The sequence below is a fragment of the Aeromonas sp. 75A genome (assembly GCF_051919425.1).
Taxonomy (GTDB): domain Bacteria; phylum Pseudomonadota; class Gammaproteobacteria; order Enterobacterales; family Aeromonadaceae; genus Aeromonas; species Aeromonas veronii.
Genome location: NZ_JBQBES010000002.1, coordinates 3,690,175 through 3,710,572, shown reverse-complemented (window position 1 = coordinate 3,710,572; position 20,398 = coordinate 3,690,175). Strand labels below are relative to the sequence as shown.

The following is a 20,398-nucleotide window of genomic DNA, read 5'->3' as shown; positions in this document are numbered from 1 at the left end:
TACACTGACCCAATTCCAGGAAGCACAGTTAAATGAATGACATGAAAAGCAAATTAAAAGGAATGACCCTGCTCTCCCTGCTTAGTCTCGGCGGGTGTGTCAATATGGAAAAAGCGCCTCAGGTCCCTGCTCTGACGCTGGCCGAGCTTCGTAGCGAGCTGAGCCAGAGCGAGCAACGCCTGCAAACATCCATGGAACAGCAACAGAAGCAGTATGTGCAGCAACAGCACCTGCTGGTTCAGCTCAACACAGATGTCACCAATATGAAAGAGTCCGTCAAGCAAGTAGACCACAAGCTCGCCACCCTCCCCTCCGAGCCGCCCAAGCCGATGGCCATCCCCACCGAGAAGTGCCCGGCCCCCAATCAGGGTCACACCATCGATGGCAAGCTGATGGTCGGTGAAGCCGAGTGGATCTGGGTTGATGCTGCCAACGACGCCTTCCAGGCGCGGGTCGATACCGGTGCGACCACCTCCTCCATCAGTGCGCAGGAGATCACTATTTTCGAGCGCAACGGCAAAAACTGGGTGCGCTTCTTCCTGAGCCATCAGGAAGTGGACGACAAGATCCAGATCGAAGCGCCGCTGGTACGCCATGTACGGGTGCGTCAGGCCTCTGCCGACGATCTGGACCGCCGTCCGGTGGTGCGTCTGGCCGTGCGCATTGGCGACATGACCGAGAAAGCCGAATTTACCCTGAAAGACCGTAGCGACATGACCTTCCCTGTGCTGCTGGGTCGCGAATTTTTGAAAGACATCGCCGTGGTTGATGTGGCCCGCGAATATATCCAACCCAAACCCAAGCTCAAGGATGTGAAATAATCCATGGTTTCCCGTAAGCCGTTCTATTTGCTGGTAGCCCTGCTGTACATTGTCGGCCTGGGGATGACGATCTATCACCATATCGCGTTGGATGTGCCGCTGACGCCCGGTGAAAAGCGCCAGATCTGGTCCATCGAAGCCAAGCTGGAGTTTGAGGCGACCGGTGAGCCGGTGATCGCCTCTCTGGCCATTCCGGGCACCCAGCCCGGTTTCACCCTGATGAACGAGAACGCCGCCAGCCCGGGCTACGGCCTCTCCTTTGTCGAGAAAGATGGCGATGCCCGCGCCGAGTGGTCCATCCGCACCGCCTCCGGCCGTCAGGAGCTCTACTACCGCGTCGACATGATGGCGGATGCCCACGCCAAACCGGCCGCCAATCCGCAGCCGCCTGCCATCGAGAAGCAGATCGAGAGTGAGCCTTACGCCACCGCGATGAAGCAGATCCTCGAGCGGGCACAGGAGCGCTCTGCCGATGGCTACACCCTGACTCGCGAGATCATCAAGGAGATCGAGAAGCAGGAGCAGAACGCCGAGCTGCTGAAAAAGCACAAGAGCCGCGCCAACCTGATCGCCGAGCTGCTCAACAATGCTGACGTGCCGACCCGCGTGGTGCATGCCCTGAATCTGGAAGATGGCCGCCGTCGTCAGGAGCTGGTGGATTACCTGCAGGTATTCAACAGCCCGACCGACTACAAGCTGTTCAACCCGCAAACCGGTGAACAGGGTCGTCCGGCCAACCTGCTGCTGTGGGAATATAACTCCGGCGCCCTGCTGGACGTGACCGGTGGTCACAACTCCCGTGTCAGCTTCTCGATGATCGAGCAGGAGCAGCCGGTTAGCGTGGCACTGGCGCAGAAGTTCGAAAAATCAGAGATGATGAACTTCTCCATCCACAGCCTGCCGCTGGAAGAGCAGACCCTGTTCAAGGGCTTGCTGCTGATCCCGATCGGCGTGCTGATGGTGGTGTTCCTGCGGGTTCTGGTGGGGATCAAGACCTCAGGTACCTTTATGCCGGTGTTGATCGCGGTCGCCTTTATCCAGACCTCGCTGGTCACCGGTCTCATCGGCTTCCTGCTGATCGTCGGCACCGGTCTCATCATTCGCTCCTATCTGTCTCGGCTTAACCTGCTGCTGGTCGCCCGAATATCGGCCATCATCATCATGGTTATCTCGATGATCGGTATCTTCTCCGCGTTCGCCTTCAAGCTGGGGCTGACCGACGGCATGAAGATCACCTTCTTCCCGATGATCATCCTCTCTTGGACCATCGAACGGATGTCCATCCTGTGGGAAGAAGAGGGCCCGAAAGAGGTGTTCCGCCAGGGCGGCGGCTCTCTGCTGGTTGCCGTCATCGCCTATCTGGCCATGGATAACGAGCTTATTCGTCACCTCACCTTCAACTTCCTCGGCCTGCAGCTGGTGCTGATGGCGACCGTGCTGTTGATGGGTAACTACACCGGCTACAAGCTGAGCGAATTGAAGCGCTTCAAGCCGCTGGTGGACGAGATGAAATCTGGCGTCACCCCGGGTAAGGACAAGTAACCGATGTGGTTCTGGGAAAAATACACCACCCCGTGGAGCCTGTCCCAATCAGGTATCCTCGGCATGAACAAGCGCAACCACTCCTACATCAGCCGCTACAATCCGCGCAGCCTCTATCCGCTGGTGGATGACAAGCTGCAGACCAAGCAAATTGCGCTGGATGCAGGGGTCACCGTGCCTGAGCTGATCGGTACCATCCGTGCCCAGCACGATGTAGGTCGCATCACCGAGCTGGTAAAAGATTGGCCGGGCTTCTGCATCAAGCCGGCCCGTGGCTCGGGCGGCAAGGGGATCCTGGTGATCCTGCGTCAGGAAGATGGCCTCTTCTATAAACCCAACGGCAGCGCCTCCAACGGTCAGGATCTGGAGCGCCATGTCTCCAACATTCTGGCGGGGCTCTATTCCCTCGGCGGCAAGCCCGACGTGGCACTGGTCGAAGGCCTTATCAACTTCGATGATGTGTTCGACGGCTACTCTTTCGAAGGGGTACCCGATGCCCGGGTCATCATCTTCAAGGGGTTCCCAGTGATGGCGATGATGCGCCTCTCCACCGCAGCCTCCGACGGCAAGGCGAATCTGCACCAGGGCGCCGTGGGGGTGGGTCTGTGCCTGCGTACCGGTCGTGCCCTGCGGGCAGTGCAGTTTGGCAATCCGCTGCGCCACCACCCGGACACCGGCCTCGATCTCTATGAGCTCAAGGTCCCACACTGGGATACCCTGCTAACTCTGGCCGCCTCCTGCTACGAGATGTCGGGTCTAGGCTATATCGGTACTGACATGGTGCTGGACAAGTTCCGCGGCCCCATGCTGCTGGAGCTCAACGCCCGTCCCGGTCTTGCCATCCAGATCGCCAACGGTCGCGGCCTGGTGCCCAATCTCAAGACTATCGAGAAGCTGGGCCAGGTGAAGATGAACGTGGAGCAGCGAGTCAATTTCGCCAAGGATCACTTCGGGATCTTTGAGGAATAACTTCTTCGCTTGTGAACTAAGCGCGCCTGTGGCGCGCTTTTTTTATGGCAATTGTCTGTCGGCATATCCCCCCACCCAGCCATTCGGATCAGCACCTCATTTCGAAACAACGAGTACGCCAGCGAACGGCTGCTTGGAATAGCGATGGAACGATGGAACGATGGAACGATGGAACGATGGAACGAGAAGAGTGTGGCACTATGTCAGGGGATGAATAAATCTCAGGTATAAAAAAACCGGCGCCAAGACGCCGGTTCTTCAAGGAGAGTGCAGCCCGATTACAGGGAGTCAGCATTCTCGGACAGGTACTTGGCAACGCCGTCCGGAGAGGCTTGCATACCTTTTTTGCCTTTTTCCCACTGAGCCGGGCACACTTCGCCGTGCTCTTCGTGGAATTGCAGGGCATCGACCATGCGCAGCATCTCGTCGATGTTGCGGCCCAGCGGCAGATCGTTGACTACCTGGTGACGAACAACACCGTTTTTGTCGATCAGGAAGGAGCCACGGAACGCCACGCCGGCTTCCGGATGCTCAACGTCATAGGCTTTGCAGATTTCGTGTTTCACGTCGGCGATCAGCGGGTACTTGACCTGACCGATACCGCCATCTTCCACTTTGGTGTTGCGCCATGCATTGTGGGAGAACTGGGAATCGATGGAAACACCGATCACTTCCACGCCACGCTTCTGGAACTCTTCATAACGGTGATCGAAGGCAATCAGCTCGGACGGGCAGACGAAGGTGAAATCGAGCGGATAAAAGAAGACAACGGCAGCTTTGCCTTTGATGTGGGATGACAGGTTGAATGAATCAACGATCTCGCCATTACCCAGAACAGCTGCGGCGGTAAAATCGGGTGCGGGACGGCCTACCAATACCATATTCAATTCCTCTTTATGTGAAGTGAACAATCCGGTGAGGATTGGGCTACCTAGAGCCAAGTCCATCTAATTCAAGCGACAAACTATAGACCCGGTGGTAGATTAGTTAAATCAAATTAAATAGATAGCATTAATCGGGTTTTTCTATGCAACGTTGGCCCAGCCTCAAACAGCTGCAATATCTGGTCGCTCTCGATGAGCACAAGAACTTCAACCGCGCCGCCAAGGCCTGTCATGTCAGCCAGTCGACCCTGAGTACCGGGATCCAGACGCTGGAGGACATGATGAACCTGCAACTGGTGGAGCGGGACCACAAGAGCTTCATTATGACCCCGGTCGGCATGGAAATCGTCGAGCGCGCTCGCAATTTGCTCTCCGATGCGCGGGATCTCATGGAACTCGGGCAACATCAGGGCGGCGTGATGCAGGGGACGGTACGTCTGGGCTGCATTCCCACCATCGCCCCCTTCCTGCTGAGCAAGCTGCTGAAAGAGTGCAGCAAAACCTATCCTGACCTCGAATTGTTGCTGCGTGAAGACACCACCAGCAATCTGCTCAAGCAGCTGGAACAGGGTCAGCTCGACTTGCTGATCCTCGCCCTGCCCATCGAGATCGGGGGATTTCACTGCAAGACCGTCGGCCAGGATCCGTTCCACATGGTGATGCCCGCCAGCATGGCGGCCGGTCTGCATACCCCGTTCGACTACAAGGAGCTGCCCAACCAGAGCATCTTCCTGCTGGAGCGGGAGCACTGCCTCACCGAACACGCAGTGAGCGCCTGCCGCCTGCGGGACAAGAGCAAGATCAACCCGTTCGCCGCCACCAGCCTGCACACCCTGGTACAGATGGTGGAAGCGGGTCTTGGCACCACCTTCCTGCCGCAGATGGCCATCGATGCCGGCATTCTTGCCAACTCCGATCTGGTGGCCATCCCGCTGCCGGGAGAGACCTCCTATCGCGAGATCGGTCTGGTCTGGCGCCCCAGCACCACCCGGGTGCAGACCTTCTACAAGCTGGCCGAGCTGCTTAAACCGCTGATCAGCCACAACGAGTGACAACAAACGCCAGCCCTCGGCTGGCGTTTTTCAGTTCCCCGCCACATTTTTCCTATCGGAGACTAGGTCTGGAGCCAGATCCCTGTTTATGATGGAAAAGTTGTCGCGTGCCCTCCTGCCGCTAGAGCGATTTGGCAGGATATGGCGCTCGATAAATGTCTCGTTTGGTAGACCCGTCCGTGGAGAGAGCCCGATGTATCGCAAGCTGCTGCTATCCCTGCTGACTCTGCTGCTGGCCGCCTGTTCCAGCACGCCGGAGCCGCCTCCGGCCCCCCGGCAGAGCAGTGCCTTTGATGGCTTCTACCAACAGTGGCGCGGTGTCCCTTACCGCATGGGCGGCGCCAGCCGCGCCGGGCTCGACTGCTCCGCCTTCACCCAGCTCGCCTACAGTCAGGTGCTGGGCTTCAACCTGCCAAGAACCACCGAATCTCAGGCCAGCATTGGCAAACCGGTGGATCGCTACCGGCTGCAACACGGGGATCTGGTCTTCTTCAAAACCGGCTGGCAACAGTACCATGTGGGGGTCTACACAGGTGCCGGCGAGTTTATTCACGCCTCCACCAGCAAGGGAGTGATCCGCTCCCGCCTCGACAACGTCTACTGGAACAGTCGCTACTGGCAGGCACGTCGGGTGACCCAGTAACCGCTCAAACGCCTGCTTGCGGCACAAGTTGCGTGCCGATACTCTCCGTCAATCCCTGTCGCTATGTCGGGACACACAACCCGCGCTTATAACTCAATTGGCCCCAAAGCCTGCATATCACACCATTTTGTGATAAGGTAGTGGCCAATTTTTAACACTTTCGCCTTTTTCTCATACGCTCTCTGTCCTGATTGACAACAAGCGAGGCAATAACAAGCAGCGCGCGGCGAAAGTGGAGTGTGGCGCGACACTGCCGGACGGGTGGCCCACAGCTGCAGTATCAAGGGTTAAATAGATAAGGAGATCGTGCAATGAAACAGTATCAAAGCTGGCTGGGGCAATACCTGATGAGTCGCCGTGACGGTGACCACGCCATGGCATGCGAGATGGCGAGTTCCATCTGCGAGTTCTGGCAGCAGCAGGGTGATGAAAACGAACTGGACAAGTGGCAGCAGATTTACCAGAACCATCTGGAAAAGACCACCTGATCCCGACCGTTGCCTTGCTGCCAGCCACCTGGTGTTGGCAGCAAGGCCACTCGCGACCAACCACCATCAGCCAACCCCTCTCCCCCAATTTTCCCGCTACGTTACACCGCTACCTTCGTTCACTCGCGCTTTACCATCTTCATTTTGCTCTTGCGCACCGGCCTCGGTTCATTCCATCTCGGCCGCCATCCCCTGTGCCCAGTCGATAAAGGCCTGGATCTTGGGGCACTCGCGGTTGGGCAGGGTCGCCATGTAATAACGCTGCTCGCACTTGACCTCCAGCCCGGCAAAAGGGGCCACCAGCTCGTTGCGTGCCAGTCGCTTGCTCACCAGATTCTTGCGCCCCATGGCGATCCCGGCGTGATTCATGGCGGCGATGATGGCGAGATCCGAACGATCAAAACCCATGCTCAGCTGACATGCCTCGAGGCTGACCCCGGCGTGGCGAGCCCAGCTGCTCCATTCGTCGGTATCCGAGTCAAATCCCCATGCCTGCCGATCATGGAGCAAACGGCACAAGGACAAGTTGGCTGGATTGCCGACAAGCCCGTGCTGCTCGGCATATTCCGGGCTGCAGACCGGCAGCATGAACTCATCCATCAGCGGGTGGATGGCAAGCCGCTCCGGGCTCTTCTCATCGAAATAGAGGGTCAAATCGATGCCATAACCATGCAGGTTGATGTTCTCGTTACCGGTGATGATATTGAGCTCGATCTGCGGATGCAGGCGGGAGAAATCCGCCAACCTGGGCACCAGCCAGCACTGGGCGATGGAGGGACGCGAATAGATGGTCAGGGTACCGGAGAGCTCCTGATTCTTGATCTCCAGGATCTCTTGATTGATGAACTCCAGCGAGGATTTGAGCGCCCAGAACACCCGCTGACCATCCGCCGTCAGTACCACCTTGCGGTGAAAACGTTCAAAGAGCTTGAACCCCAGCTCCTCTTCCAACGCGCTGATCCGGTGACTCACGGCACTGGGACTCAGCGACAGCTCATCGGCCGCCATGGCAAAGGATCCGTGGCGGGCGGCCGCCTCGAAGGTGTGCAGCTTGGCCAGCTGGTAGCCACTCAGCAGCTTGTTGCGCGATATGTAATTATCCCCGTTATACATTCATCCCCCTCTTCGCGATGGCCGCCAATGATACACCCACAGGCCACCTTCAGGATGAAACCAAAAGACCCAAAGAGTGTGATTTCGATAAATTGTGACCAATGTAGCGCCTTTGCATCACCTCAGATCACCCAAGTGGTCGATTTCATCATTTGTCAGCCCCGCCTCATTTTCATTCAATAAGCGCATAAACAATCACACACAACAGATGTCGAGGCGCAGTATGAGTTCAGAGGTATGGGTCATCGCTACCTTGCTAAGTAGCATCGTTCTTATCGTGGTCACCATAGTGAAGGGCAAGATCCACCCCTTTCTTGCCCTGCTGCTGGCGAGCTTCTATGTCGGCACCCTGATGGGGATGAACCCGGTCAACATGGTCAATGCCATGGAAGCGGGCATTGGCGGCACGCTAGGCTTTCTCGCCGCCGTCATCGGCCTTGGCACCATACTCGGCAAGATGATGGAGGTGTCTGGCGCGGCTGAACGCATCGGCCTCGCCCTGCAGAGATGCCGCTGGCTCTCGCCGGATGTCATCATGGTGCTGGTTGGTCTGGTATGTGGCATCACCCTGTTTGTCGAAGTCGGCGTGGTACTGCTGATCCCGCTGGCCTTCTCCATCGCCCGCAAGACCAACACCTCGCTGCTGACCCTGGCCATTCCGCTCTGCACCGCCCTGATGGCCGTGCACTGCATAGTGCCGCCGCACCCTGCTGCCCTCTATGTCACCAATCAGCTGGGCGCCGATGTGGGATCCGTCATCGTCTATGGTCTGGCGGTCGGCCTCTTTGCCTCGCTTATCGGCGGCCCCCTGTTCCTCAAACTGCTGGGCAATCGGGTACCGTTTAAGGAAGTGCCAGCCGCCTTTGCCGATATCAAAGCCCGCGATGAAGCAACTCTCCCGACCTTGAGCGCCTCGCTCTTTACCGTGCTGCTGCCCATCCTGCTGATGCTGGCCAAGACGGTCGCCGAGCTCAATATGGAGCACGTCAGCCACCTCTATGTCGTGCTGGAGTTTATCGGCAACCCTATCACCGCCATGTTTATCGCTGCCTTCACCGCCTACTACGTGCTGGGGATCCGCCAGCAAATGAAGATGGAGGGACTGCTTAACAAGACCGAGGAGTGCTTCTCCTCCATCGCCAACATTTTGCTCATCATCGGTGCGGGTGGCGCCTTCAACGGGGTGCTCAAAACCAGCGGGCTGGGCGACTCTCTGGCCACTATCCTCTCACAGTTGGATATGCACCCGATTCTGCTCGCCTGGCTGGTGGCTATCGTGCTACACGCCGCCGTGGGCTCCGCCACCGTCGCCATGATGGGCGCCACCGCCATCGTCTCCCCCATCATGGTGCACTACCCGAACATCAGCCCGGAGATCATGACCCTGGCCATCGGCTCCGGTGCCATTGGCTGCACCATGGTGACTGACTCTCTGTTCTGGCTGGTCAAGCAGTATTGCGGCGCCACCCTGAACGAAACGCTCAAGTACTACACCACCGCCACCTTGGTCGCCTCCCTGATGGCGCTGGCCGGTACCTTCCTGCTCTCCTATATCGTGTAACAAGACCGAGAACACTATGAAAAACATCGACGTACAACAGCTCACAGCGCAATTTCCACTGGTGCAATCCCTGATCGCGCTTGAGCCAGTCAACTGGTTCAACCCCAACACCACCACTCTGGCTGCCGGTCTGCCCTATGTGGGGCTCGATAACAACAATGTGGCAGACGCTTCCGCTCGGCTGGCCCGCTTTGCCCCCTACATGTGCGAGGCCTTCCCCGAGACCCGCGCCAGCAACGGCATCCTGGAGTCCGAGATCGCCGCCATTCCGGCGATGCAGGCTACGCTCAACCGGCGCTACGGGGTTGAGGTCACCGGTCGACTGCTGCTCAAAAAAGATAGCCACCTGCCCATCTCCGGCTCCATCAAGGCGCGAGGCGGTATCTACGAGGTGCTGACTCACGCCGAACAGTTGGCGATCAAGGCTGGTCTGCTGTGCGAAGAGGATGAGTACCGCAAACTGTTCAGCGACGAGTTTCGCCAGTTCTTCAGCCAGTACAGCATCGCAGTGGGCTCCACCGGCAACCTTGGCATGTCCATCGGCATCATGAGCGCCAAGCTCGGCTTTACCGTCACCGTCCACATGTCAGCCGATGCGCGGGAGTGGAAGAAGCGCAAGCTGCGCGAACACGGCGCCATCGTGGTCGAATATGCCGAAGATTACGGGGTGGCGGTGGAACAGGGGCGCAAAGAGGCCGAGCGCGATCCCAACTGCTTCTTTATCGACGACGAGAACTCCCGCACCCTGTTCCTCGGCTACTCGGTAGCGGGCGAGCGGGTGAAAAAGCAGTTCGACCAGATGGGTATCAAGGTGGATGCCGACCACCCGCTGTTCGTCTACCTGCCCTGTGGCGTAGGCGGTGGCCCGGGCGGCGTGGCCTTAGGTCTCAAGCTCGCGTTCGGGGATAACGTCCACTGCTTCTTCGCCGAGCCCACTCACTCCCCCTGCATGTTGCTGGGGGTCCACACCGGATTGCACGATGCCATTGCGGTGCAGGATCTGGGCATCGATAACCTCACCGCAGCCGACGGCCTCGCGGTAGGTCGCGCCTCCGGCTTCGTCGGCCGCGCCATGGAACGACTGCTCGATGGCTTCTACACCCTGAGCGATCAGGAGATGTATGACCTGCTGGGACTGCTGGCGCGCGATGAGCAGATCACACTCGAGCCCTCCGCTCTGGCTGGTATGGCTGGCCCGTGGCGGGTGGCTGCCAATCCAGAGTGGCTCACCGGGCGCGGTTTCGATGCCGCAACCATGGCACAGGCCACCCATCTGGTGTGGGCCACCGGCGGTGGCATGGTGCCCGCCGAAGAGATGGCAAAGTACCTGGCCAGCGCCAAGATCTAGGCTGTTTTGCCACATTTATCTGCAAATCAACCCGCCATCACGGCGGGTTTTCTGTTTTGGGAACAAGGGGATGGGGCTGTTCTGTCGCAATCCATGGCGACAATTCCCCCAAGTTGCTCAGTTTGTGCTAAAATGGCGCTCATTTTTTGACATCTCGCGTCACGTTCGTCGCCAGATTGCCCATCGGGCTCTCTGCCCGGGTCGTGACTTTGCACCATCATGCCTGATGATGTTCCCCCCAGGATGAGCCGACAGGCTCCCGTCAAGGTGAGCACCCTCAAGGGCACATGAGATAAGGAGATCGGGTAATGAAACAATATCAAAGCTGGCTGGGAGATTATCTGATGAGTCGACGTGACGGAGATCACGCGATGGCTTCGGAACTTGCCAACACCATCTGCGCCTTCTGGAAGGCTCAGGGCGATGAAGCAGAAACCAGCAAATGGCAGCAACGCTATCAGCAACACGTAGAGCAGGCGCAATAAGCCCCTACACTCTTTCGCGATAAAAAAACCGGCGCACATGGCGCCGGTTTTGCGTTTCTGGCAAGCAGCAGATTACATCTGGTCGATCATGTCCTGAGCAAACTGGGAGCAGGAGCGCAGGGTGGCCCCTTCCATCAGACGCTCGAAGTCATAGGTGACGGTCTTGTTGCGGATCGCCGCTTCCATGCCCTTGATGATGAGATCGGCCGCTTCGACCCAACCCATGTGGCGAAGCATCATCTCGGCGGAGAGGATCAGGGAGCCCGGGTTGACCTTGTCCTGACCGGCATACTTCGGTGCAGTACCGTGGGTCGCTTCGAACAGGGCCACGCCGTCACCGATGTTGGCACCCGGCGCGATACCGATACCGCCTACCTGAGCGGCCAGCGCGTCGGAGATGTAGTCGCCGTTGAGGTTCATACAGGCGATGACGTCATACTCGGCCGGGCGCAGCAGGATCTGCTGCAAGAAGGCATCGGCGATGACATCCTTGATGACGATGGTCTTGCCGGTTTTCGGGTTCTTGAAGGAGCACCAGGGGCCGCCGTCAATCAGCTGGGCACCGTACTCGTTCTGGGCCAGAGCATAACCCCAATCCTTGAAGGCACCTTCGGTGAACTTCATGATGTTGCCCTTGTGCACCAGAGTCACGGAGTCGCGATCGTTGTCGATGGCATACTCGATAGCGGCACGCACCAGACGCTCGGTACCGGCTTTGGACATCGGCTTGATGCCGATCCCGCAGGACTCGGGGAAGCGAATTTTCTTCACGCCCATTTCGTTTTGCAGGAAGGCGATCACCTTGTTCGCTTCAACGCTGTCGGCCTTCCACTCGATACCGGCGTAGATATCTTCGGCGTTCTCGCGGAAGATCACCATGTCGGTCAGATCAGGACGCTTGACCGGGCTCGGGGTGCCGTCGTAGTAACGCACCGGGCGCAGGCAGATGTAGAGATCCAGCTCCTGACGCAGGGCTACGTTGAGGGAGCGAATACCGCCACCGACCGGCGTGGTCAGCGGGCCCTTGATGGCCACGCAGTACTCGCGAATGAAATCCAGGGTTTCGGCCGGCAGCCAAGCACCTTCACCATAAACATGAGTCGATTTCTCGCCGGTATAGATCTCCATCCAGGCGATCTTGCGCTCGCCCTTGTAGGCTTTCTCGACCGCAGCATTCACCACATTCAACATGGCCGGGGTTACGTCAACACCGATGCCATCCCCTTCGATAAACGGAATGATCGGATGGTTGGGAACCTGCAGCTTGCCGTTGGCATCGACTGTGATTTTCTGACCCTGGGTCGGGATTACTACTTTGCTTTCCATCGGCATCTCCTAACTTCCGTTTGTTATCAACTTGTTTGTTGCGCGCGGCCATCTTAGCCCATTCATTTTCATAATAAAACGACAAGAAAGCATGTCAGACCAAAGAGGTAGCCACCCACCAGTGCGCCGTCACCACGCCTTCTCGACCCAGCCCCGTTATCCCTCCAGCTCGCTGGCCGCCGCTTGCGGCTGACTCAGGGAACGGTACTGGGAAGGGGTCAAGCCGGTCTTCTGTTTGAACACCCGGCAGAAGTAGTTCACGTCGGTAAACCCGCAGCGATTGGCGACCTCTTCGAGACGGAAGCGATACTTTTTCAGCATGAACTTGGCCCGCTCCAGCCGCACCCAGCTGATGTAGTCCGCTAGCCGCATGTGCCCCTGCTGGCGGAACAGGCGTGAGAGATGGCTGGGGGAGAGATTGAAGCGGGCGGCGATGCATTCGCGACTGATGGGGCGGTGGAAATTTTCCTGAATGTAGATGCAGATGCCGTGAAAAAGATCGGAGCCACGAGGACGACCGCTCTCCGACTCCACCAGCAACTGCCGTGAGTAACTGAGCAGCGCCTGCAGCAGGTGATTGTCCATCGGTGCCCTTATCGGCTCCTGCGCAAGAGTGTTGAGGGAGAGCAGTATATGATCGAGCGCCCGTCCGGCACCGGCCTGAATACTGTGCTTCTGCACATCGAAGAAGCCGGTGTCTCCCTTGTGCTTGCTCACCAGACTGAACCCTATCTGACGCTTGCCGAACAACAGGCTGAGCACGGAACAGTCATTGTCCCAATCCGGCTTGTTCCAGCCGTTGGAGGGAATGTACATCGCCTCCCGCGGCCCCATCTGTACCGACTGCACATCCCCTTCCGGGGACCAAATCTGGTTGAGATAGTGGCCACTGAATACCAGCTCGAGACGCGGAAAATTGACCTGATAACTGAAGCAGGGAGGCACCCCTTTGTCAGAGGCAAACAACACCTTCTCAAAGCCTCCCCCCTCACTTAGAAAGCCGTCCAACAGCTGGGTAAAGATGATACTCATGAATGATCCTGATCAAGATGCAGAGAGCAACCGATTGCGGTGCGCTGCCCCTGCCATGCTATAGTCCGCGCCAGACTGAAATTCCCAAAAAATCGTTCTGATACAAGGAGCCATCCATGAGCTACCCGCCGTTTTTTCTAATGTGCAACCCGATCCAGGATTATGTCTGGGGCAGTCGTGACTCCCTGACCACGCTGTTTGGCATCAAAAATCCCGAAGGCAAACCACAAGCTGAACTGTGGATGGGCGCTCACCCCAATGGCTGCTCCGAAGTAACCCTGGCAGGCGAGACCGTGAAGCTTTCCAGCCTGATTGACGCCAACCCCGTCGCCATGTTGGGCGAAGCTACCCAGGCTCGTTTCGGCTCACTCCCCTTCTTGTTCAAGGTGCTCTGCGCCGAGCAAGCCCTCTCCATTCAGGTACACCCGAGCAAGGCACAGGCCGAAGCCGGTTTTGCCAAAGAAGAGGCCGCGGGCATCGATATCAAGGCGAGCAACCGCAACTACAAGGATCCGAACCACAAGCCGGAGCTGGTCTTTGCCCTCACCCGCTATCAGGCGATGAACGGCTTTCGCGCCATCCCGGCCATCCTGGCCCTGTTCGATCGCATGGCGCTGCCCGCACTGGTCGACCTGACCGCGGCGCTTCGCCAGTCACAGGATGAAGCTGGCCTGCAGCACTTCTTCCACCAGTTGCTGATCCTCAGCGGTGATCGCAAGGACGAGGCGCTGGCTGGCCTGCTGGCCTATGCCGCCGCCCATCAGGATGAAGAGACTTTCGCCACCATCAGCAAGCTGGCCAACCAGTACCCGGGGGATGTGGGGCTCTTCTCGCCGTTGCTGCTCAACGTGGTAACACTTGAGCCGGGTCAGGCGATGTTCCTCGATGCCCAGACCCCCCACGCCTACATCCACGGCACTGGCCTGGAGATCATGGCCAACTCGGACAACGTGCTGCGTGCCGGTCTGACCCCCAAATACATGGATGTGCCGGAGCTGCTGGCCTGCACCCGCTGTGTCGCCAAACCGGACGACCAGATCCTGCTCACCCCTCGCATGGAAGGCACAGTACAGCACTTCGACGTGCCGGTACCGGACTTCACCTTCAGCGTATATGGCGCAGGCGAATATGCCCTCACCACCGGCAATGCCGAGATCCTGTTCGCCATCGATGGGCCCATCACCCTCATTGGCCAGGATGGCGAGCGTCTGACACTGACCATAGGGCAATCTGCATTTGTACCCGCCAGCACCGGCGATTATCGCGTGACGGCTGAAGGGCGTTTTGCCCGCGCCAGCAACCGCTGATCCTGGTGGGCCATCGACTCATCACCCTCTGTTCAAAGGGCCCTGCAGGGCCCTTTTTTTCAGCTCATCTGACCATGTGGAGCCCGGTACGACTCACAAAATCGGTCATTTAACTCAACGTCGAAGAATAACACGTTGACTTATAATGATTAATGTCATTTATCCTCCCTGGTCACGCCACCCTGCGGTTATGCGAGCCAGGTCACACCCTTCCCCACACGTCATAAAAATCCAGTTAATGCCATTTTTTTCCTCTGTCCCAGGATATTAATCAACGAAATAATAGAAACCGTTAATTTACAGGCAGCAGGAAAAACATTTAAGAGCATTTATATATTCCAGATGTAACACAGCTCAGCCACTTATTTCATAAGTGTAAGGGGCGATTTTTTAAATCAGGCTATGGGTGCCTGTTATTTTCCTGCGCATTTATTTTTCCGCCTGTATGGCCAGATTGTTTTCACGATCCATTTTATCTGGCTGATATTCCCCCCGACACCCTCTATATCCAGTGACAGTCGGGGTAATACATGCAGATGGCTCTCTCATCCGGCAGATATTCATTGGCTGGCCCGGCGTTCTGCATTACCTGTTTTGATACGTTCGATACCCTACTTTCATTAACCTGTGGCGACAAATATGAAACTGAAACGTTCCCTGCTCGCGTGTGCCGTACTGGCTGGCCTGGTTGGTATATCCGGTTGTCAAAATGACTCGGATACCGTTGTCGATAACAATAAAGAGACTAACGTCTCCCGTTACGTCAATCCGTTCATCGGCACAGGTAATTTGGGCAACACCTATCCTGGTGCCACTACCCCGCATGGCATGGTGCAACTGTCGCCCAATAATGGGGCCAATGGCTGGGAATATATCTCCGGCTATTTCTACCACGACAACCGCCTCGCCGGGTTTTCCCACACTCACCTCTCGGGGGCCGGAGCTGGAGATCTCAACGATATTCTGGTGATGCCGATCAACTCACGCTCCAATTTCATGATGAACGAGGGGTCGGCCTCACTGAATCTGGAGGCCTCCCGCTACAGCCACAAGGATGAAGAGGCAACGGCGGGCTACTACAAGGTCAATCTGAAGGATTACGGGATCAAGGCCGAGCTGACCGCATCGGATCGAGTGGGTGTTCATCGCTACACCTTCCCGCAAGATAAAAAATCGGAAATCGTGGTCAACCTCGGCTTCAAGGTCAACTGGGACTACACCTCCGACTCCTATCTGAAATGGGACAAAACCCACAACCGGATCGAGGGCCATCGCTTCTCTGACGGCTGGGCCCCCAGCCAGAAAGAGTTCTTCGTGATGGAGTTCGACCAGCCCATCAAAAACATCCGCTTCGCCTACTTTGACAAAGACCAAAACCGCTATCTGGACCTGCCGGAAGGCACCACCGAGATCGGCAACGAGACCCGTGGCAAATATCAGTACGCGCGTGCCTATGTGGAATTTGATACCGCGGCGGCGGGCTTGGTCGTCGAGGCCAAGGTAGCCCTCTCCAACGTCGAGATCGGCCGGGATGGCAACGCTGGCGCCTCACTCAACATGACCGAAGTGGTCAATATGTCGTTTGACGATGTCCGGCAGGCTGCGACCCATAAATGGGAAAAGGAGCTGGGCAAGATCCGGGTCAGTGGGGATGAGGAGTACAAACAGACATTCTATACCGCGCTCTACCACACCTATCTGGGCCAGACCATTCACTCTGATCTGGACGGACGCTACCGCCAGGTGCATCAGGGGCGCAACGCCTATCCGGATGGCAACACACCGTGGGGCGAGCAGATCGATACCCTCAAGGAGTCGGTTCGCACCGCCGATGCCAACCGGGATGGCAAAGCGGACTTTACCCGTTATGACACCTTCTCCCTGTGGGACACCTACCGCGCAGTACAACCCCTCTCGTCACTACTGGAGCCGGATCGCCTCGCCGATGTGGTGCTCTCCATGCTCTCTTACGCCGAAGAGGAGTGGATGGACGATCTGGGCAACCTGCGCAAGGGCAGATTGCCGGAGTGGACCTTCAAGGGTAACGAGACCGGCATGATGATGGGTATGCACTCCACCCCGGTGATCCACGATGTGCTCTCCAAAGGCTCGCTGGACAGACGGATGATCGCCCTGGGCTTCAGCGATACAGAACGTCAGGAGATCAAGGAGCGACTGGTGACCGCCATGATCACCGATGCCCGCGCATCCACCAGCCAGGGGGTCGCCTGGATCAAGGAGTACGAACAGCAGGGCTATGTGCCTGCCCAGTTGCACGACACGCCGCCGACCAATGACTGGGAATCACACTCCCCCTTCAAGGATGCCTGGACCTCCTCCTACTCGCTGGAGTACTCCATGGATGACTGGGCGATCGCCCAATCGATCAAGGCGGTGTTTGGCGAAAGTGACCCCCGCTATCAGGAGTTTGCCGATCGATCCAAGAACTGGCAGGCGCAATTTGACTTTGGTGGCAAGCAGTACAAGGGGTGGTTCAAGGCCCGCGACTACGATGGCAAGTTCATCGATGCGGGCTGGGTCGACCCGAAAACCGGGCGGGCAGTGGGCAAGGATTGGCGCCCGGACATGTTTAACTGGTCATTCGCCGAGTCCAACGGCTGGCAATACGCCTTCAGCGTGCAGCATGACATCCACGGTCTGGTCGACCTGATGACACGTTTCGATCAGACCCGGAATCCTCAGGCCAAACGGGGCGAACTGTTTGCCAAGCGGCTGGACGAGTATTGGACCACCTACCCGGATCGCAACGCTGGCGACAACCAGTTCCCGGTGTTCAACACCGGTAACGTGGGTCAGCATGTGCAGGGCAACGAGCCGGATATCCATGTTCCCTACCTCTACAACTACGTAGGGCAACCCTGGAAGGGACAAGCGGCCATCGCGGCAGCCACCAACGTCTGCTACAAAAACACCCCTGACGGTATCTGTGGTAACGATGACTTTGGCACCCTTTCTGCCTGGTTCGTGTTCCGGGCGTTGGGCTTCTTCCCGGTCAATGCCTCCTCCGGCATCTACGAGATTGGCACCCCCATGTTCGACACCGCCTCGCTCGATGTGGGGGCTGGCAAGCAGTTCACCGTCACGGCCCAGAACGTCAGCCGCGACAACATCTACATCCAGTCCGCGCGACTCAATGGCAGCGAGTTCAATCGCAGCTACCTCACCCACGAGGAAATTCTGAGTGGTGGCAAGCTTGAATTCGTCATGGGCGATAGCCCCAACCAGAACTGGGCCAGCCAGCCGGAAGATCTGCCGCCTGCGCAAGGTATCGGCACCTTCCTGCACGAAGGCGACCTGCCTGCCGGTTCCCGTTAATCACCTTCGGGGGAGGGTTCCCTCCCCCCTCATCACTCAATAAATGGAATGCCCATGTTCAAGCGCAACTTCATCTCCCTTGCCGTTATTGTCGGCCTGACTGGCGGTATCGCCGGCTGTACTGACGAGGAAGAGTCAACCTCGATCGAGATCCCCGTTACCCCGATTGTCGACCTGTCAGTGCTCAACTATGTCAATCCCATGATAGGTACCGCCGCCTCCGGCCACACCTTCCCCGGTGCCACCCGCCCTGCCGGCATGGTGCAGCTCTCGCCGGATACCTTTATTGGCTCCAACACCGATCATGAGAGCGGGCTCAACCCATGGCACTCAGCCTCCGGCTACTGGGACTCCTCCAATTACCTCACGGGCGAGATCGTCGCGACCGATGTCCCGCTCTACGGCTTCTCCCATACCCATCTCTCCGGCACCGGTGCCACCGATCTGGGCGACATTCTGGTACTGCCCTACGCCGAGATGGCCGATGCCCAGATAAACGCCTTTGACAAAACCAACGAGCAAGCCAGCGCCGGTTATTACAAAACCAGGCTGAACAAAGGGGGGATTGAGGTTGAGCTGACCACCACCAAACGGGTCGGTTTGCACAAATACACCTTTGCCAAGGGGGCGGATCGCAATGTGAAATTCGATCTGGGCCACACCCTGCTGAACAACAACGGCCAGTCGCTCAAAAACAAAATCGAAGTGGTGGATGAGTACACCCTTCGCGGCCGCAAAACCTCCACTGGCTGGTTCCAGGGCCAGAACCATCAGGGCCAGAACATCTTCTTCTACGCCAAATTCAGCCAGCCAGTGGCCAAGGCCATGCTGGGCGAGCAGGACAAGATGCCGACCCGGGAGATGCGCCCCAACAGCGTCTATCAAGGGGATGACCTGACCGCCTACCTCAATTTTGGCCAGGGTGACCAACCGCTCGAGATCCGGGTCGGCATCTCGGCAGTGAGCTGGCAAGGGGCGCAGAAAAATCTGGAGGCCGAAGCCCCCACCTTTGACTTTGCCAAGGTGAAAGCCGAGGCCGAATATGCCTGGGCCGACAAGCTGACCAAGATCCGCGCAGAGGGCGGCACGCAGACCGAGAAGACCAACTTCTACACCGCCCTCTACCACATGATGATCGCCCCCATTGAGCTCTTCGACGTGGATGGCAAGTATCTTGATATGCAGGGCACCCTGCGCACCCTGCAACCTGGCGATACCCCCAACTACTCCATCTACTCGACCTGGGATACCTTCCGCGCCGTTCACCCCATGTGGACCATCATGGACCCGCCGCAGGCGACCCTCTACGCCAAGGATTTGATCCGCAAATCCAACGTGGAGTTCGGCCTGCTGCCCAAGTGGGAAGGCCACGGCTCGGAAACCGGCACCATGATCGGCTACCCCTCGGCGGCCATCCTTGCCGATGCGGTGACCAAGGGGCTGATCGATGCGCAAGAGGCGCTGCAAGCCTCGGTCAAATCGGCACACTACCGGCCTGCCGATTACCCGCAGATCCATGACGACATTCTGAGCTCGCTGATGGCCGGTCAGCTCAGCTATCACGAGAAAGAGCAGTGCGTCCGTTATCCCAACTGGAACTCGGTCTCCTACTCGCTGGAGTTCTCTTTCTACGACTGGACCATCGCCGAGATGGCGAAAGCCGCGGGGGACATGACCACCTATCAAGAGTTCAAGGCGCGCTCCTACAACTCCCTCAAGCATTGGGATCCCCAGGCTGGCAATGCCGATGGCAAGGGCTTCTTCGTGCCGACCGAGCTGAAAAACGGTGATCCGTGCGCCCTGAAATACGCGGCGGCCGATTTCGATCCCTACAAGTCGGATGCCTTCTACTACACCGAGGGCAACGCCTGGCAGTGGCAGTGGTCCTTCATGCAGGATCTCGACAAGCTGACCGAGATCATGGGCGGCCAGCAGGGGCTCAACGACAAGCTTAACAACCTGTTCAACGCCGACCCCAACGGGGGCGAAGCACATCAGGACATGACGGGGTACATCGGGCAGTACATCCACGGTAACGAGCCCTCCCACCACGTCATCTATCTCTACAACCGCACCGCCCAGCCCTGGAAAGCGCAGGAGTACCTCGACCGGGTCTACAAGGAGTTCTACAAAAACAGCCCGGATGGCCTGATCGGCAATGAAGACGTCGGGCAGATGTCGGCCTGGTACATCATGAGCGCCATGGGCTTTTATCAAATCTCCCCGGGCGACCCGACCTACACCATCGGTCGTCCCATCTTTGACAAGGTCACCATCAACCTGCCCAACGGTCAGTTCAAGGTGGTGGCGCAGAACAATGGTCCGGACAACCTCTATGTCAAAGAGGTCACCATCAATGGCAAGCCACTCAACCAGTACAACACCTTCGCCCACAGCGAGATCCGTCCCGGTGGTGAACTGCGTTTTGTGATGACCAACCAGAAACCAACCCCGTAACGCCACCCGCGGCAAGCCACCCGGCTTGCCGCGT

At 57.8% G+C, this 20,398-nt stretch carries 16 protein-coding genes; 12 read left to right on the top strand and 4 right to left on the bottom strand.

The window, feature by feature from the left end:
* The first annotated feature begins 32 nt into the window (after positions 1–32).
* Genes ACTG2T_RS17300 through ACTG2T_RS17290 form a run of 3 tightly spaced genes read left to right on the top strand, consistent with a single transcriptional unit; the run spans position 33 to position 3,332 of the window.
* Complete coding sequence (locus tag ACTG2T_RS17300) at positions 33–821, top strand: ATP-dependent zinc protease family protein (RefSeq protein ID WP_005337698.1); 789 nt, start codon at positions 33–35, stop codon at positions 819–821.
* A 3-nt stretch (positions 822–824) separates the two neighbouring features.
* The gene (locus ACTG2T_RS17295) at positions 825–2,363 is read left to right on the top strand and encodes an inactive transglutaminase family protein (RefSeq protein WP_005337699.1); all 1,539 of its coding nucleotides are present in this window, start codon (positions 825–827) and stop codon (positions 2,361–2,363) included.
* Positions 2,364–2,366: 3 nt separating this feature from the next.
* Positions 2,367–3,332 carry an alpha-L-glutamate ligase-like protein gene (locus ACTG2T_RS17290; RefSeq protein WP_005337700.1) on the top strand — a complete coding sequence of 322 codons (966 nt, stop codon included), beginning with the start codon at positions 2,367–2,369 and terminating at the stop codon, positions 3,330–3,332.
* Between the two features lie 278 nt (positions 3,333–3,610).
* Here ACTG2T_RS17290 and ACTG2T_RS17285 read toward each other — a convergent pair whose 3' ends face one another.
* Positions 3,611–4,213: a peroxiredoxin C gene (locus tag ACTG2T_RS17285; RefSeq protein ID WP_005337701.1), complete on the bottom strand. Its 603-nt coding sequence runs from the start codon at positions 4,211–4,213 to the stop codon at positions 3,611–3,613.
* Positions 4,214–4,359: 146 nt separating this feature from the next.
* Between ACTG2T_RS17285 and ACTG2T_RS17280 the strand changes: the two genes are divergently transcribed.
* From ACTG2T_RS17280 to ACTG2T_RS17270, 3 genes are all read left to right on the top strand, one after another.
* Positions 4,360–5,268 carry a hydrogen peroxide-inducible genes activator gene (locus tag ACTG2T_RS17280; RefSeq protein ID WP_005337702.1) on the top strand — a complete coding sequence of 303 codons (909 nt, stop codon included), beginning with the start codon at positions 4,360–4,362 and terminating at the stop codon, positions 5,266–5,268.
* Positions 5,269–5,461: 193 nt separating this feature from the next.
* Positions 5,462–5,911 carry a C40 family peptidase gene (locus tag ACTG2T_RS17275; RefSeq protein ID WP_005337703.1) on the top strand — a complete coding sequence of 150 codons (450 nt, stop codon included), beginning with the start codon at positions 5,462–5,464 and terminating at the stop codon, positions 5,909–5,911.
* A gap of 311 nt (positions 5,912–6,222) precedes the next feature.
* The gene (locus ACTG2T_RS17270) at positions 6,223–6,399 is read left to right on the top strand and encodes a hypothetical protein (protein ID WP_005337704.1); all 177 of its coding nucleotides are present in this window, start codon (positions 6,223–6,225) and stop codon (positions 6,397–6,399) included.
* Positions 6,400–6,567: 168 nt separating this feature from the next.
* On the opposite strand, the gene dsdC is transcribed toward ACTG2T_RS17270, so the two are convergent.
* A complete protein-coding gene (gene dsdC / locus ACTG2T_RS17265) occupies positions 6,568–7,512 on the bottom strand; it encodes a DNA-binding transcriptional regulator DsdC (protein ID WP_201904243.1) in 945 nt (314 codons plus the stop codon).
* A 223-nt stretch (positions 7,513–7,735) separates the two neighbouring features.
* Between dsdC and dsdX the strand changes: the two genes are divergently transcribed.
* The 3 genes from dsdX (at position 7,736) to ACTG2T_RS17250 (ending at position 10,906) form a co-directional block, all read left to right on the top strand.
* Entirely contained in the window at positions 7,736–9,073 is a 1,338-nt protein-coding gene (gene dsdX, locus ACTG2T_RS17260; RefSeq protein ID WP_330124848.1) for a D-serine transporter DsdX, read from the top strand.
* Between the two features lie 16 nt (positions 9,074–9,089).
* Positions 9,090–10,421, top strand: a complete 1,332-nt coding sequence (locus ACTG2T_RS17255; protein WP_330124847.1) for a D-serine ammonia-lyase — start codon at positions 9,090–9,092, stop codon at positions 10,419–10,421.
* A gap of 308 nt (positions 10,422–10,729) precedes the next feature.
* Entirely contained in the window at positions 10,730–10,906 is a 177-nt protein-coding gene (locus ACTG2T_RS17250) for a hypothetical protein (protein WP_005337712.1), read from the top strand.
* Between the two features lie 72 nt (positions 10,907–10,978).
* Here the strand turns inward: ACTG2T_RS17250 and icd are convergent, their stop codons facing one another.
* Together icd and ACTG2T_RS17240 are read right to left on the bottom strand one after the other, a co-directional pair.
* A complete protein-coding gene (icd, locus tag ACTG2T_RS17245) occupies positions 10,979–12,232 on the bottom strand; it encodes an NADP-dependent isocitrate dehydrogenase (protein WP_019446641.1) in 1,254 nt (417 codons plus the stop codon).
* Positions 12,233–12,388: 156 nt separating this feature from the next.
* Positions 12,389–13,264, bottom strand: coding sequence for an AraC family transcriptional regulator (locus ACTG2T_RS17240; protein WP_330124846.1), 876 nt, complete (start codon positions 13,262–13,264; stop codon positions 12,389–12,391).
* A gap of 116 nt (positions 13,265–13,380) precedes the next feature.
* Between ACTG2T_RS17240 and manA the strand changes: the two genes are divergently transcribed.
* From manA to ACTG2T_RS17225, 3 genes are all read left to right on the top strand, one after another.
* The gene (gene manA / locus ACTG2T_RS17235; RefSeq protein WP_330124845.1) at positions 13,381–14,571 is read left to right on the top strand and encodes a mannose-6-phosphate isomerase, class I; all 1,191 of its coding nucleotides are present in this window, start codon (positions 13,381–13,383) and stop codon (positions 14,569–14,571) included.
* Between the two features lie 639 nt (positions 14,572–15,210).
* The gene (locus ACTG2T_RS17230; protein WP_330124844.1) at positions 15,211–17,907 is read left to right on the top strand and encodes a GH92 family glycosyl hydrolase; all 2,697 of its coding nucleotides are present in this window, start codon (positions 15,211–15,213) and stop codon (positions 17,905–17,907) included.
* A 54-nt stretch (positions 17,908–17,961) separates the two neighbouring features.
* On the top strand, positions 17,962–20,364 hold the full coding sequence (locus tag ACTG2T_RS17225) for a GH92 family glycosyl hydrolase (RefSeq protein ID WP_330124843.1): 2,403 nt from the start codon (positions 17,962–17,964) through the stop codon (positions 20,362–20,364).
* Positions 20,365–20,398 lie beyond the last annotated feature (34 nt).